Source organism: Streptomyces sp. NBC_00989 (assembly GCF_045162655.1).
In the GTDB taxonomy this organism is placed as follows: domain Bacteria; phylum Actinomycetota; class Actinomycetes; order Streptomycetales; family Streptomycetaceae; genus Streptomyces.
The window spans coordinates 5,918,373-5,933,566 of record NZ_CP108728.1 but is presented as its reverse complement, the minus strand read 5'-3'; the positions used below and the strand labels follow the sequence as shown (position 1 = coordinate 5,933,566).

The window sequence follows — 15,194 nt, the reverse complement described above, 5'->3', positions numbered from 1 at the left end:
CGGAGACGGCTAGAGCTCCTTGCGGAACCCCTCCGCCACCTTCAGGAAGATGTCGTTCCCCTCGGTCTCCCCGATCGTGATCCGCGCGCCCTCGCCCGCGAACGGCCGTACCACCACACCCGCCTGGTCGCAGGCCGCCGCGAAGTCGAGCGTGCGCTCCCCCAGTCGTAGCCACACGAAGTTGGCCTGGGTCTCCGGGACCGTCCAGCCCTGGGCGCGCAGTGTGTCGACCACGCGGGTGCGCTCGGACACCAACGAGCCGACCCGGCCGAGCAGTTCGTCCTCGGCGCGCAGCGAGGCGACCGCCGCGTCCTGCGCGAGCTGGCTCACACCGAAGGGCACCGCCGTCTTGCGCAGCGCCGCCGCCACCGGCTCGTGGGCGATCGCGAAACCGACCCGCAGCCCGGCGAGGCCGTAGGCCTTGGAGAAGGTCCGCAGGACGCAGACGTTCGGCCGGTCGCGGTAGAGCTGGACGCCGTCCGGCACCTCCATGTCCCGGATGAACTCCCGGTACGCCTCATCCAGTACTACGAGCACATCGCCGGGCACCCGGTCCAGGAAGCGCTCCAGCTCGGCCCGGCGTACGACCGTGCCCGTCGGGTTGTTGGGGTTGCAGACGAAGATCAGCCGGGTGCGGTCGGTGATGGCGTCGGCCATCGCGTCCAGGTCGTGCACGTCGCCCGGGGTCAGCGGCACCTGCACCGCCGTGGCGCCGCTGACCCGCGTGATGATCGGGTACGCCTCGAAGGACCGCCAGGCGTACATGACCTCGTCGCCGGGTCCGGCCGTCGCCTGGATCAGCTGCTGGGCGACGCCGACCGAGCCGGTGCCGGTGGCCAGGTGGGAGACGGGGACGCCGAACCGTTCCGCCAGCTCGTTCATCAGGCCGGTGCACGCCATGTCGGGGTACCGGTTGAAGTTCAGAGCCGCCGCGGTGACGCTCTCCATCACGCCGGGCAGCGGGGGGTACGGGTTCTCGTTGGAGGACAGCTTGTAGGCCACCGGACCGTCCGCCGAGGCGGGCTTGCCCGGCTTGTAGGTGGGGATACCCTCCAGCTCGGCGCGCAGCTTCGGGCTCGTCTCGCTCACCGCAGTCCTCCTTGTGACCACCACCGGCACCACCGGCTTTCAATACTGCTCACCATATGAGGATTCGACGCCGGCGCGTACAGATCCCGTACGCGTGAGCAACCTCCGGTGTCCGCGCGAGCAGCCTCCGGGTGCCTGTGGGGAGTCCGTCGGGATCGCCCCACGCGTCACATCCACATCAGGGGCAACACCGTACGAAGGCGCACGAACCGGGGGCGCGCTGTACATATATCTATGCGCTGGTAGCTCGCGCCGTGGCGCGCATCCCTCGTACAGGTGAGTTGAGACCTCTTCGAAACATGGGGGGCTTGGCAGGCCCATGCGCGCCGACAAGTCACGTAATGCCATTGCATCGTTTAACTGACTTTGTTTCTAAGGTAGTTGACCCCTTCTGACCTTGCAGAAACGTGCCTGTCAACGCGTGCATATGCGTCCGCACTACCCCACCGCATGAGCCCTACTATCGGCTCGCCATGACAGCAGCAGGGAAGCACCAGGTGAGCCGCGCGGAAACCTCTCGTCGAGGAAGCCGGCCGGGCCGGGCGGGAATCAGAGACGTGGCCGCCGCGGCCGGAGTCTCCATCACGACCGTCTCCGACGCCCTCAACGGCAAGGGCCGGCTCCCGGACGCCACCCGACGCCATGTCCGCGAAGTCGCCGACCGGCTGGGCTATCGGCCCTCAGCGGCGGCTCGCACGCTCCGTACCGGCAAGTCGGGCCTCATCGGCCTGACCGTGACGACGTATGGGGATGAACCTTTCACCTTCACCGAGTTCGCGTACTTCGCCGAGATGGCGCGGGCCGCCACCTCGGCCGCGCTCGCCCGCGGCTACGCCCTCGTGATCCTCCCGGCGACCTCGCGCCACGACGTGTGGTCGAACGTCGCCCTGGACGGCACGGTCGTCATCGACCCGTCCGACCAGGACCCGGTGGTCAGCGAGCTGGTCCGGCAGGGTTTACCGGTCGTCTCCGACGGCCGCCCGGCCGGCTCGCTCCCGGTGACCGCCTGGGTCGACAACGATCACGAGGCCGCGGTCCTGGGCATCCTGGACCACCTGGCCGACGCCGGCGCCCGCCGGATCGGCCTGCTCACGGGCACGAGCACGGACACGTACACCCACCTCTCGACCACCGCATACCTGCGTTGGTGCGAGCGGGTGGGCCAGGATCCGGTGTACGAGTCGTATCCGGCGCACGATCCGTGCGCGGGGGCCGTCGCCGCCGACCGGTTGCTCGCCCGGCCCGACCGGCCCGACGCGGTCTACGGCCTGTTCGACCCCAACGGCACGGATCTGCTGGCGGCGGCCCGTCGCTACGGGATGCGGGTGCCGGAGGATCTGCTGCTCGTGTGCTGCAGCGAGTCCACGGTGTACGCGAACACCGAGCCGCCGGTCACGACGCTGTCCCTGAAGCCGCGGCGGATCGGTACGGCGGTCGTGCAACTCCTCATCGACGCGATCGAGGGGGTCGAGTCCGACCTGCCGATCGAGCAGGTGATACCGACGGAACTGATCGTGCGGACGTCGTCCCAGCGGCGTCCGCCACGGACGACGGTGAGTCCGCCTCGGTCGCCTGAGGGGAAGTGAAGTCGGGGGCCTCGGGGGGCCTCCGGGGGGGGCAGGGCCGGGGCCGTCCAAGCGGGGTTCGGCGTGGGGGGCCGGAGTCCCATCGGGTGCCGTGGACGGGCGGAGGCGGGGGCCGGGCTTGTTCCGGGTGCCTGTGAGGCTCGGTGCCGGTTCCTGTCCAGTGCCGCCGGAGGGCGGCTCGGTGTCGGACACTCCCGCCGGGTGACCGTCAGGGGCGGGACCGGTGACCGTCAAGGGCGGGACCCGTGCCGGAACTCCCACCCGCCACCCCGGTCCGTCCGAAGCCGGGCCCTGAGCACTCGCACCGGATGCCGTGGAAACCACGGGCGCGGCCACGGCGGTGCCATCAGGAGCCACGGAGATGGCCGAGCGGAACCGGGGGCTCCCCTCGGCCCGCGTGCGCGCAGGACCCCCCTCAGGTGCCCGTGACGGGCCCCTCGGCGCCGGGGCTCCCACCCGGCGCCGAGGGGCGGCAGGACGGGCCGTGAAACCGGTGCGGTGGGTCGGCAGGGCGGCGGCGGAAGCGATGTCGTAAGCCAACAGGACGGGCCGTGGAACCAGTGCCGTGGGCCGGCAGGACGGACCGTGGAACCGCTGTCGTAGGCCAGCAGGACGGGCGGTTGGACCTGTGCCGTGGGCCGGCAGGACAAGCGGTGGGACCGATGCCGTGGGTTGGCAGGACAAGCGGCGAGACCGGCACCGTGGCGCGCAGGGCGTACCGGGGACGGCACCAGGTTGGGCAGGGCAGTCAGTGGTGGGGACCGGCGCGGAGCAGGAAACCGGCGTCGTGGCCCGCGCCTGCCATCCACATCGGGGTGAGCGCCCGGTATCGGCCCCGGGCAGTGGGCCGGAGCCGACCTCCGCCCAAGCGCTCCGCACCAGCCCTGTATCAGCCCCGCCGAAGCGCGCCCACCGGCGAAATCCAGCCGCCCTGACGGCGCGAACCAACCGGCGTCAAGCAGACGGCCAACGGCCGAAGCCCTGCCCAATCGGGGCGAAAGCCGCGGTGAACCGGAGTCCTGCTCTGATTCAGCACCCCTGGGTCATCACATGGCGCGATCCGCATTCCTATGATGGGCCCACGACACCGCGGGCCGCTGCGACCAGGCAGTCCGACGCGGTGCAGCTGCGGCGCGATGGTGGAGGGGTCGATGACTCAGGGGGCCGGTCAGGGACCCGAGATGGAGCGGACGGCGACGTTGCGCGACTTCCGGGTACCCGCGTACGTCCACGAGACCGGTCCGTACGCCGACAGCGCGCAGTCCGGCGAGGCCGTACGACCCGACGAGGAGGCCTTTGACGAGGCCTTCGACGAGGTCTATCCGGAGGGCTACACACCCACTCAGCGCGATCTGCCCGTCATCAATCGGGGTGACACGGTTCAGGTCGCGGTGGACCCGGCGTCGGTGGCCGTCCCGCAGCAGACGGAGGGTCCCGGTCCGCTGTTCGTCGTAGGGGATGTGCACGGTTACCTCGACGAACTGGTGGCCGCACTGCGGGAGAAGGGCCTGATCGACGCCGCGGGCAGCTGGTGCGCGGGCACCGCGCGGCTGTGGTTCCTCGGCGACTTCACCGATCGCGGACCCGACGGCATCGGCGTCATCGACCTGGTGATGCGGCTGTCCGCCGAGGCCGCCGCGGCCGGCGGCTACTGCAAGGCGCTCATGGGCAACCACGAGCTCCTGCTGCTCGGCGCGAAGCGGTTCGGCGACACCCCCGTCAATTCCGGCGCGGGCACCGCCACCTTCCAGGCGGCCTGGTTGCTGAACGGCGGCCAGAAGACCGACATGGACCGCCTCCAGGACGTCCACCTGCAGTGGATGGCCCGGCTGGACGCCATGGAGCAGGTCGACGGCCACCTGCTCGTCCACTCCGACACCACCGCCTACCTCGACTACGGCGACTCGATCGAGGCGGTCAACGACAACGTCCGCGAGACCCTCACGCGCAACGACGCGGACGAGGTCTGGGACGTGTTCCGCAAGTTGACCAAGCGCTTCTCCTTCCGCGACGAGGGCGGCGCCGACCACGTCCGCTCCCTGCTCGACATGTACGGCGGGACCCGGATCGTGCACGGACACAGCCCGATTCCCTATCTCCTGGGCGACGTGGGCTCCGAAGACGGCGAGGACAGCGCCGGTCCCGTGGTCGAGGGACCGCACGTCTACGCCGAGGGACTCGCCATCGCGATGGACGGTGGCGTGACCATGGCCGGAAAACTGCTGGTCCAGCAACTGCCGTTGGATATCTGAGCGTTATCCGGGCAGACGTCCCCCTCGGAGGACCGGCGGACGACAGCGCTGGCCAGGGCCAATTTCTGGAAACCCCCTGTCACCGTGTGCCGTCGCCGCTCTACCATCGGCTTATCCGTAGCAGGCTCCCCTCCGTTTCTGCCCGACGGCTCGTTGGCATGCGAGCCCCAAGCCCTACGGAGCATCGGGGGATGCACATGAACAGCGTTCCGCAGCACCTGCACAGCGAGGACCGCCAGGAGTACGAGCGGATCCTCGACGAGGCGCTGCGCTCCGCCCCTACCCGCCCGGAACTGGCCGCTGTCGGTCAGCGGCTCAACCCCGAACAGCTGCGCACCATGGCGCTGAACGCCACCGCGCTCATCACGGCGGCCGCGGCGACCGAGTACCAGCACTACGTGAAGGTCCGCGAGGAACTGCGCCAGCCGGCGTCGTCCACCCCGTCGACCGTCCGCGAGACCGGCTCCGCGGAGCCGGGCGGCGTGGGCGCGATGGGGCTCGCCACCACCCTGGGGGAGGCGGCCGAGGGTGCGGGCGCCATCGCCGTCGCCGCCGTCCTCACCCCCGTCCTGGCCGGCACGGCCGCGGCGATATTCCTGCTCGTGGGCTACATCCTCAAGATGCTCAGCCCCGAACCGGCGTTCGCCAAGACCATGCTGACCGCCGGATGGGTGTTCGGCGCCATGACCGCCGCGGCGATCCTCGTCGCCGCCGTCGGCCTGCTGCTCACCGCCCTGCGCAACAGGCCCTCACCCGACACCGGCCCCTACGGCGAGTCGGGCGGCGAAGTGGCCCGCGCCAGGGACGCCTGGCACGACGCCCTCCTGGAACGCGGCATCCTGCCGTTCCTCCAGGAGGCGCTCGCGGCTCCGGGCACGGCGACACTGCGCCGTACGACACCCCGGGGACCGAGTCGCATGCCGCACCTCGGCTACGACCGACCGGGCTTCTCCAGCCCGGACGACGGCCCGGAACCGGGGCACCGCCCGAGCTTCAGCAGCCCGGACTTCTCGAGCCCGGACTTCGGGGGGCCAGAACACCAGCCGGAGTAGCCCCTCGGCTTGCGCCCCCACCCAGGGGAGCGCAAGCCGAACACCCGGTCACCAGGTCAGAGGGTCGGCTGCGCGCTGCGCCGGTCAGCGACCCGTCCCGGGAAGCGTGATGACCGCGATGCTCTCCGGCTGGGCGACAGCCAGTCGGATGCCGTCCGGGTGCAGTGCCGCGACCGGCGTCGGGATGTGGGTGACTCCGTAACTCCCCTCCCTGCTCGGCACCTCCACGGCCGGCCATTCCGCCGTCGACGCCCCCGTCGTGACATCGATCAGCCGCGGATGCCCGTACAGCGAGACGACCGTGTCACCCCGCGGGATCAGCGTGCCGATGTGGAAGTCGACCCTGTTGCGATGCACCCACCGCTTCTCGGCGAGCGACCATACGCCCAACTGCCGTCTACCCAGGCCTGCGCTCGCCGCGGTCTCCTCCTCGTCGACGAACTCCTCCCCGGTCGCCACCGCCACGCGGTCACCGTCGAGCCAGCAGCCCGCGATCACCTCGGAACTGTTGCCCGGGTAGAAAGTCGGCACGCCAAGGGCGTCGAGCACAGCGGGTTCCGTCAACGCCCGTTCCAGGTCGAATACTTCGACGATCCCGTACGGATGCCACACCCAGCCCGCCGACAACAGATGGGTCCCACCCGGAGACACCGCCAGCCGCGAGTGGAGGACGTCGTTCTGCGTACGGTCGCCGACCGTGAGCCGTTCTCCGGATTCCGCGTCCTCGATCTCAAGGAGGTCGTACTGGTCCGGGCAGTGCACCAGTACCTCACGGCCGTCCCGCAGCACCCCGAGGGCGACCGGATAGTCGAAGTCCTCGGCGTAGTCGTCATTGCGCGCCAGCTCACGGACCGGCCGATCGCCCTCCAGCAACAGTGCCTCGGTGCCCCGCTCGTCGTAGACCACGGTGAAGCGGCCGGACGGAGAGCTGACGCTCCGGTCGAAGGAATACCCATGGTCGACCGAAACCCGGCGCTCCACACCATCAGGCCCCCACCGCCGACCACCCACGACATCGACCAGATCATCGCCGTCCCACACCAACGACTGCGCCTCGTCCGTCACCTGCAGAAGAATCACGGTCCCCATCCCCCCCAGTCCCCCAACTCACAACACCACATCCCCCGGAGCAGCTCCACTCCTCGGGCGAATCTACGGGCGGGGGTGAACCCGTAGGCCTTGAGGGGGGCAGGTGCACCCCTCATCCGGAGGACAGTCCCATCCCCTCGCGCCGACAGCTCCGGTTGGCTGGTGATCGTCACCGACCAGGAACCAGAACACCGGGGGATACGACCACGCAGATGCCGTCGTCGAAGAAGGCCGGAGCCACCGTGCTGGCAGCAGCACTCATCGCACTGGGCTCACCCCTGGCGGCAACCGCCACCGGAGGGCACACAGCGGCGAGGCCCTCCTACACGGAGCGCACGCTCCGCCACGACCTCGCAGCCGTACGAAAGGCCGGCGGCGGCGATGTGAACGTGCTGGCCAGGGTCGACGGGCCGAACGGCCCGCCGCTCATGGCACGCATCGGCACCCGGACGGCCGACTCCGCGGACCCGGTCCCCTGGAACGCGCACTTCCGCGTGGCGAGCACGACGAAGACGTTCGTGGCGACCGTGGTCCTGCAACTCGTCGCGGAGAAGCGCCTGTCGCTCGACGACACCGTCGAACGCTGGCTCCCGTCGGTCGTCTCGGGCAACGGCAACGACGGCAGCCGCATCACCGTCCGCGACCTGCTCCGCCAGACCAGCGGCCTGTACGACTACGTCGACGACCCGGAGATCCAGGACGCGCTGATCAACCACTTCGACGAGAACCGCTACGACGCCACCCCCACCGCCGACCTGGTCGCGGTGGCGATGAAGCACCGGCCGGTGTTCGTGCCCCAGCCGGGCGGGCCCACCCGCTGGGCGTACTCCAACACCAACTACCTGCTGGCCGGGATGATCGCGGAGAAGGCCGGCGGCGCGAGCTGGCGGGACCTGGTCGAACACCGGGTGATCGCGAAGCTGGGCCTGCGGAACACCACCATCCCCGGGCTCGACCCGTTCCTGCCCGACCCGCACGTGAACGCCTACCTGACGACCGCCGACGGCAAGCGCCTCGACGTCACCGACCACAGCCTCCAGCACACCGCGGACTCCGGTGTGGTGAGCACCTCCGCCGACCTGAACACCTTCTTCCGTGCCCTGGTCGGCGGCCGGCTGCTCCCCGCCGAGGAGTGGCGCGAGATGCGCCGGACCGTCGAACGAACCGACGACCCGGAGGACGTGGCCGAGATGCCCGAGGGAACCTACGGCCTCGGCCTCCGCGAGATCCCCCTCTCCTGCGGCGGTTACTACTACACACACGAGGGCGACGGCGCAGGCACCAACACCCGCCCCGCAGTGACCGCGGACGGCAGGCGGGCGGTGACCGTCTCCATCACGACCACCACCGCGCCGCCAGACCTGACCGCCCTCAACCACGCGACGGGGGTCCTCATCGACCACGCCCTGTGCGCCAGGCCTGCCGAAGGTGCACCAGAGAGCTAGACGGTTGTCGTCAGTCGGCGATCGGCAGGTACACCCGGTTGCCCGCCGCAGCGAACTCCTGCGACTTCCGGGCCATGCCCTCCTCGACCTCCGCCTTGGTGCCACCGTGCTCACGGCGGATGTCCTGGGAGATCTTCATCGAGCAGAACTTCGGCCCGCACATCGAGCAGAAGTGCGCCGTCTTGGCCGGCTCCGCCGGAAGCGTCTCGTCGTGGAACTCCCGTGCCGTGTCCGGGTCGAGAGCCAGGTTGAACTGGTCCTCCCAGCGGAACTCGAAGCGGGCGTCGGACAGCGCGTCGTCCCATTCCTGCGCACCGGGGTGCCCCTTGGCGAGGTCGGCTGCGTGGGCGGCGATCTTGTAGGTGATGACGCCGGTCTTGACGTCGTCACGATTGGGCAGGCCCAAGTGCTCCTTGGGCGTGACATAGCAGAGCATGGCCGTGCCCCACCAGGCGATCATCGCGGCACCGATGCCGGAGGTGATGTGGTCGTACGCCGGCGCGACGTCCGTCGTCAGCGGGCCGAGCGTATAGAACGGAGCTTCATCACAGATCTCCTGCTGAAGGTCGATGTTCTCCTTGATCTTGTGCATCGGGACATGTCCCGGGCCCTCGATCATGGTCTGTACGTTGAAACGCTTCGCGATCGTGTTGAGTTCCCCGAGCGTCCTCAACTCAGCGAACTGCGCCGCGTCGTTGGCGTCCGCGATCGAACCCGGCCGCAGGCCGTCGCCGAGCGAGTACGTGACGTCGTAAGCGGCGAGAATCTCGCACAGCTCCTCGAAGTTCTCGTACAGGAACGATTCCTTGTGGTGCGCCAGGCACCAGGCCGCCATGATCGAGCCGCCGCGCGAGACGATGCCCGTCTTGCGGTTCGCCGTCAGCGGTACGAACGGCAGTCGCACGCCCGCGTGGACGGTCATGTAGTCCACGCCCTGTTCGGCCTGTTCGACGACCGTGTCCTTGTAGATGTCCCAGGTCAGCTCCTCGGCGCGGCCGTCGACCTTTTCGAGCGCCTGATAGAGCGGCACCGTGCCGATGGGGACGGGGGAGTTGCGCAGCACCCACTCGCGGGTGGTGTGGATGTTGCGGCCGGTGGACAGGTCCATGACCGTGTCGGCACCCCAGCGGGTCGCCCAGGTCATCTTCTCGACCTCCTCCTCGATGGAGGAAGTGACCGCGGAATTGCCGATGTTGGCGTTGACTTTCACCAGGAACCGCTTGCCGATGATCATCGGCTCGATCTCGGGATGGTTGACGTTGGCCGGCAGCACCGCCCGCCCGGCCGCGATCTCCTCGCGGACCACCTCGGGTGCGACGTTCTCCCGTACGGCCACGAACTCCATCTCGGGCGTGATCTCACCCCGTCGCGCATAGGCGAGTTGCGTGACCGGCGTGCCCTCCCGTCCGCGCCGCGGCTGACGCGGCCGCCCCGGGAAGACCGCGTCGAGGTTGCGCAGGCCACCGCGCGGTGAGGTGTGCTTGATCCCGTCGTCCTCGGGGCGGACCGGGCGGCCCGCGTACTGCTCGGTGTCGCCGCGCGCGATGATCCAGTTCTCCCGCAGCGGCGCCAGCCCCCTGCGGACGTCGGTGTCGACGAGCGGATCGGTGTACGGGCCGGAGGTGTCGTACAGCGTCACCGACTCCCCGTTGGTGAGGTGCACCTGACGGACCGGCACCCGCAGATCGGGGCGCGAACCCGCGACGTACCCCTTGTGCCAGCCGATGGACTTCCCGGCCTCCGCGGACTGCTGGGCCGGTGTGAACAGCTCGGCCCGTGCGGACTCTTCGCCCGGAATGGGCTGTTCGTCCTGGCTGAAGGCAGGCGTGCGTGCGTCCTTGTTGGTCATGAGACCTACTCCCTACGCCGGCATTACCCGGTAACAGGTTCGGCGGTCGACGCAGCGGCTTCCGTCAGCCGATGTTTCATGTGAAACATCACTCGATTCGGGTGACGTTTCCCGTGAAACATCGCAGAGACGAAGGTCAGCGCCCTCTCAGCCCGGTGCTCCGAGCTCCCGCGTGTGCAAAGGTGCCTCCACGCTAGCGTCATAAGTGGCGCGCTGAACAGTGGGCCCCCGGCGTTCTTGCGATGATCGGGCGGTGACCACGACACAGCAGCCCCCGTTCCCGCCGACCGGGCCGCCGCATGGCCACGACCAGGGATCCGGCCACGACCACGGTTCCGGTTCCGGGCACGACCACGGATCGGGTGGGGACGGCGGGCACGGACCGGGTGGGGACAGCGGACACGGTTCCGGCGCGGGCGGTGGGCACGGTCATTCCCACAGCCATGGCCCCGCAGCCCCCGTCTCCCGGCATCTGCGGAAGGTCATCGCGGCGATCCTGATCCCGTTCACGGTGGCGGTCGTGGTCGGCATGGTGGTGCTCTGGCCCGGCGGCGCCCCGTCGCACAAGCGCACCGGCGTCGGCTTCGACCGGCAGACACAGCAGGCGACGGTCACCAAGGTCGTCAGCGTGAGCTGCGCGTCGGTGAACGCCTCGGGCGGGGGCTCGACCGGCGACACCTCCACCGCCGAGGGCTCCTCGGCCGCCCAGGAGGCCGCCGGCACCTGCAAGAAGGCCACGGTCACGGTCTCCACCGGCAAGGACAAGGGTCGTACGTTCACGGAGATCGTGCAGCCCGACCAGTCACGGCAGTTGCATCAGGGCGAGAAGGTCGTGGTCGCGTACGAGCCCTCCGCGCCCAGGGATCTGCAGTACTCCGTCACCGATGTGAACCGTAAGTTCCCGATGGCGCTGCTCGCCGGGATCTTCGCCCTGGCCGTCGTGGTGGTGGGCCGGCTGCGCGGTGTCATGGCGCTGGTCGCGCTGGCCATCAGCTTCATGATCCTGAACTTCTTCATCCTGCCCGCGATCCTGCACGGCTCGAACCCGCTGATCGTGGCGGTGGTCGGATCGAGCGCCATCATGCTGATCGCCCTCTACATGTGCCACGGCCTGTCGGCCCGTACGTCCGTGGCGGTGCTCGGCACCCTGATGTCGCTGGTGCTGATCGGCGTCCTGGGCTCGGTGTTCATCGGCTGGGCCGCGCTGACCGGCAACACGGACGACAACACGGGCCTGATCCACGGGCTGTACCCGTCGATCGACATGAGCGGTCTGCTGCTCGCCGGCGTCATCATCGGTTCGCTCGGCGTGCTCGACGATGTGACGGTCACGCAGACGTCGGCGGTCTGGGAGCTGCACGAGGCCAACCCGTCGATGGGCTGGCGCGGGCTGTACCGCGCCGGCATCCGCATCGGCCGCGACCACATCGCATCCGTCGTCAACACGCTCGTCCTCGCCTACGCGGGCGCGGCCCTGCCCCTGCTGCTGCTCTTCTCCATCGCGCAGAGCAGCGTGGGGGCGGTCGCCAACAGCGAGTTGGTCGCCGAGGAGATCGTGCGCACGCTGGTGGGCTCGATCGGCCTGGTCGCGTCGGTACCGGTCACCACGGCCCTCGCGGCCCTGGTGGTCTCGGCGGACCGCCCGGGGCCCGAGGCGGTTCCGGCGGGTGCGACCGCAGCGGATACGGCTACGACGGCCACGGCGGCGCCGAGTGCCAAGCCCGCGACGGCGCGCGGCGGGAAGGGCCGGCGCCGCAAGCACTGAGCGGCGCACACACTGAGCGCCGGAAGCACTGCGGTGGGCGGCGAGAACCGGTCCAGAGGGCCGCGCAGAAGCGTTACTGCGGATCGCCGGGCCCGGAGAACCTTCAAGGGCTCACGGCGCCTCCAGCGGCTTCAGAGCCCGTGGCGAAGCGTTACGCCAACTCCCCGCCCCTCGCCGCCGACACAACACGTCACCCGGCGCTCTGCTCCTCCGCCAGGATGCGGTCCAGCGCCTCGTCGAGGTGGGTGTCGAAGTCCGCGAGGGCGCCCTCCTGACCGAGCGGAACCAGCCGGTCGGTACGGTCGAGGAACGCCACGAGCGGTGCCGCGCCGGTGCGGAACAGCGCCTGGTCGCCGCCCACCTGAAGCCGGATCAGCACCTCGCCCAGCGTCTCGGGGTCGACGGGCTCGATCCGCACGTCACCTTCCCCGCACGCCATGCCCAGCCCGTCGATCAGCAGCTCCCGGCCGAAGGTCCAGGTCACCGGGGCATCTCCCGGCAAATGGAAGGTCAGCCGCACGGCGTACGGATCGCACGTCTCGTAGCCCAGCTCGACCGGGATACGGAAGGAGAGCTCCTCGGAGACGAGGAAGCTCATCATGACCTCTGCCTGTACGGACTCGCGCATCGCCTATCCCGTCAACTGCCGTTGTCTGGCCGGGAATGATCCCCGTGACACTGAAGGAATATTGCTGAACGTACACGTTAGATCACAAGGAGTAAGTTTTCAGATACTGATAGAGAGCGCGAGCGACCCCAGAAGCCTGCCGACCTCGGTCTGCAACTGCCGGGCCGCGGCCGGCAGCCGGTCGGCCTGATGCGCGGGCAGGGAGATGGCCATCGTGGCGGCCGTGGCGCCGAGCGTGATCGGAATCGCCGCGCAGACCGTCCCCAGCGCGTACTCCTGACGCTCCACCACCAGCTCCGTCCGCCCCATCCGGTCCAGGCGCCGCAACAGGGAGTGGTCGTCGCGCACGGTGTACGGCGTGAGGGACTGCACGGGGTAGCGGTCGAGGTGGTCGCGGCGGACGTCCTCGTCCAACTGGGCCAGCAGACACTGACCGATCGCGTGCGCGTGCCCCGTCTCACGGAAGTCCGCCCATTCCTCGACCGCCGGATTGCCGGAGGTGTCGGAGACGCACAGGACCTCGATCTCGCCGTCGCGGTACATCGCGTAGTACACCGGGACACCGATCGAATCCCGCCAGTGCGCGAGCGCGTCGACGATCGTGCTGCGACGTTTCTCCTGCGCCCCGCTGCTGCTCAGCCGCTCGGCCGCCTCCCCCAGGAAGAACAGCCCCTTGTCGCGGCGGAGGTAGCCCTCGTGCACGAGGGTGCGCAGCAGGTGGTACGCCGTGGGGAGGGCGAGGCCCGTCTCGCGGGCCAGTTGCTTGGCGGGGGCTCCGCGTCCGTGTCCGGCGACGGACTCCAGCAGGCGCATGGCCCGTTGGACGGAGCCGATGAGGGTGGCGGCGGACTGCTGTTGCCCGGCGGCCTCGACGGTCGTGGAGGAGCGTTGCCGTGGCGGGGCCGCCACGGGGCGAAGCTGTGCCACCGGACCTTGCTGTGCTGCCGGACCTTGCTGTGACACCGGCCGCAGTTGTGTGGGGACCGCGACTGAGCGCGGCCACGTGGGCAGTACGGGGTGGGTGGGGCGTGCGTGTGGTTCTACGGGTGCGGTGTCAACCGTGGCCAAGGGTCACTCCCGGAGCGCGAGGGGGCAGCCCGTGCGGGGAACACGGGGAGGGGGTGCGCCGCCCGCGGGGTTCGTCCCCGCGTCGAATTCCGGACTTTAACCGCCCGCCACCACCCGCAGACGGCCTGTCCGGGAAACTTCCCCCGCCCGAGGGAACCGGTGATTCCTGTTACCGATCACCGGTTGCCCGTCAGTGCCTCACCAGTCGCCGCGTGAGGAGGAGCTCGACGTGAACTTCCGCACGACGTAGATCACTCCGCCGACCAGCGCCACGAAGACCAGCAGCTTGAAGAGCAGTCCGATGACGATGCTCACGACGGTCGCTATCAGGCCGCCGAACACGACCAGGGCGATGACCGGCACCGCGACCCACTTCACCCACCACGGCAGTCCCGCGAAGATCTCTCGCATTGTCCTCGTCCTGTACCTCTCCGCCCGTCGCTCGTACCGGGTCCCGTCGGTGTCCGGCACTCCCGCACCGGATCTCTGATGTCCTGCACCCGATGCTAGGGCGGGCGAAGGCCGAACGGGGGCCTCGCATCCCTTGTCCTCCCCTGACCGTTCCCCTAGGGAACCCTGAGACGCGGGTCAGGCTTCGGGTGGAGAGCCGGGCCTCAGGAAGGTTCAGGCCTCGGGGGGCGAGAACACCACGAGCACCCGCAGGTCCTCGCTGATGTGGTGGAACTTGTGGGCCACTCCGGCCGGCACATAGACCACACTGCCGCGCGCCACCTGGGTGGTCTCCATGCCGACGGTGATCGCGGCCCGGCCGCTCACCACGAAGTACACCTCGTCCTGGTTGTGCGGCTGCTGCCGGTCGTGCTCACCGGAGTCGAGCGCGTACAGGCCGACCGACATGTTCTTCTCGCGCAGGAACTGCAGGTACGCGCCATCGTTGGCGGCGCGCTCCGCCTCCAGTTCATCCAACCGGAATGCCTTCATCGCCCTCGTCCACGCTCGGAGTCGATCTCTTCTGTCACGATCAGACACATGAAGAATTTCCTAGTCAAGACGATCGCCAACGCGGGTGCCCTGGCGGTCGCCGTATGGCTCCTCGACAAGATCACCCTGACCGGTGACAGCACCTTCAAGAAGGTATGGACACTGCTCCTGGTCGCCCTGGTCTTCGGCCTGGTGAACTTCCTGGTCAAGCCGATCGTCAAGGTGCTGACCTTCCCGCTGTTCATCCTGACCCTCGGTCTGATCACCCTGGTGGTCAACGCGCTGATGCTGATGCTCACCTCGTGGCTGGCCGACAAGTTCGACCTGAGTTTCCATGTCGAGGGCTTCTGGACCGCCGTCCTGGGCGGCCTCATCATCTCGGTCGTCTCCTGGGCGCTCAACGTCGTCCTGCCCGAGGGGGACTGAGCG

The 15,194-nt window shown here is 69.3% G+C and carries 13 protein-coding genes and 1 riboswitch; of the genes, 6 read left to right on the top strand and 7 right to left on the bottom strand.

Features of this window, described 5'->3' with window-relative positions; genetic code table 11:
- Positions 1-9 precede the first annotated feature (9 nt).
- Positions 10-1,089, bottom strand: a complete 1,080-nt coding sequence (gene hisC / locus OG714_RS26180; protein WP_406124527.1) for a histidinol-phosphate transaminase — start codon at positions 1,087-1,089, stop codon at positions 10-12.
- A 473-nt stretch (positions 1,090-1,562) separates the two neighbouring features.
- On the opposite strand from hisC, the gene OG714_RS26175 reads away from it, so the two are divergent.
- From OG714_RS26175 to OG714_RS26165, 3 genes are all read left to right on the top strand, one after another.
- Positions 1,563-2,675, top strand: coding sequence for a LacI family DNA-binding transcriptional regulator (locus tag OG714_RS26175; protein ID WP_078622773.1), 1,113 nt, complete (start codon positions 1,563-1,565; stop codon positions 2,673-2,675).
- Positions 2,676-3,811: 1,136 nt separating this feature from the next.
- Complete coding sequence (locus tag OG714_RS26170) at positions 3,812-4,927, top strand: metallophosphoesterase (RefSeq protein WP_406124525.1); 1,116 nt, start codon at positions 3,812-3,814, stop codon at positions 4,925-4,927.
- Between the two features lie 191 nt (positions 4,928-5,118).
- Positions 5,119-5,979, top strand: a complete 861-nt coding sequence (locus OG714_RS26165; protein WP_406124523.1) for a hypothetical protein — start codon at positions 5,119-5,121, stop codon at positions 5,977-5,979.
- A gap of 84 nt (positions 5,980-6,063) precedes the next feature.
- Here the strand turns inward: OG714_RS26165 and OG714_RS26160 are convergent, their stop codons facing one another.
- Positions 6,064-7,068 (bottom strand): hypothetical protein, encoded by a 1,005-nt coding sequence (locus OG714_RS26160; RefSeq protein WP_406124521.1) that lies wholly within the window; start codon positions 7,066-7,068, stop codon positions 6,064-6,066.
- A 212-nt stretch (positions 7,069-7,280) separates the two neighbouring features.
- On the opposite strand from OG714_RS26160, the gene OG714_RS26155 reads away from it, so the two are divergent.
- Positions 7,281-8,513, top strand: a complete 1,233-nt coding sequence (locus OG714_RS26155) for a serine hydrolase domain-containing protein (protein WP_406124519.1) — start codon at positions 7,281-7,283, stop codon at positions 8,511-8,513.
- Positions 8,514-8,523: 10 nt separating this feature from the next.
- On the opposite strand, the gene thiC is transcribed toward OG714_RS26155, so the two are convergent.
- On the bottom strand, positions 8,524-10,362 hold the full coding sequence (gene thiC, locus OG714_RS26150; RefSeq protein ID WP_406124517.1) for a phosphomethylpyrimidine synthase ThiC: 1,839 nt from the start codon (positions 10,360-10,362) through the stop codon (positions 8,524-8,526).
- Positions 10,355-10,544, bottom strand: a riboswitch (TPP riboswitch). (Overlaps the previous gene by 8 nt.)
- A 71-nt stretch (positions 10,545-10,615) precedes the next feature.
- On the opposite strand from thiC, the gene OG714_RS26145 reads away from it, so the two are divergent.
- Positions 10,616-12,127 (top strand): YibE/F family protein, encoded by a 1,512-nt coding sequence (locus OG714_RS26145; RefSeq protein ID WP_406124515.1) that lies wholly within the window; start codon positions 10,616-10,618, stop codon positions 12,125-12,127.
- A 190-nt stretch (positions 12,128-12,317) separates the two neighbouring features.
- Here OG714_RS26145 and OG714_RS26140 read toward each other — a convergent pair whose 3' ends face one another.
- The 4 genes from OG714_RS26140 to OG714_RS26125 form a co-directional block, all read right to left on the bottom strand.
- Positions 12,318-12,755 (bottom strand): SsgA family sporulation/cell division regulator, encoded by a 438-nt coding sequence (locus OG714_RS26140; RefSeq protein WP_406124514.1) that lies wholly within the window; start codon positions 12,753-12,755, stop codon positions 12,318-12,320.
- 99 nt (positions 12,756-12,854) lie between these two features.
- Positions 12,855-13,664: an IclR family transcriptional regulator gene (locus tag OG714_RS26135; protein ID WP_406124512.1), complete on the bottom strand. Its 810-nt coding sequence runs from the start codon at positions 13,662-13,664 to the stop codon at positions 12,855-12,857.
- A gap of 357 nt (positions 13,665-14,021) precedes the next feature.
- Positions 14,022-14,234 (bottom strand): DUF5326 family protein, encoded by a 213-nt coding sequence (locus OG714_RS26130; protein ID WP_019055111.1) that lies wholly within the window; start codon positions 14,232-14,234, stop codon positions 14,022-14,024.
- Positions 14,235-14,447: 213 nt separating this feature from the next.
- Positions 14,448-14,765, bottom strand: a complete 318-nt coding sequence (locus tag OG714_RS26125) for a cupin domain-containing protein (protein ID WP_262060822.1) — start codon at positions 14,763-14,765, stop codon at positions 14,448-14,450.
- 48 nt (positions 14,766-14,813) lie between these two features.
- Between OG714_RS26125 and OG714_RS26120 the strand changes: the two genes are divergently transcribed.
- Positions 14,814-15,191, top strand: coding sequence for a phage holin family protein (locus OG714_RS26120; protein WP_327402826.1), 378 nt, complete (start codon positions 14,814-14,816; stop codon positions 15,189-15,191).
- Positions 15,192-15,194 lie beyond the last annotated feature (3 nt).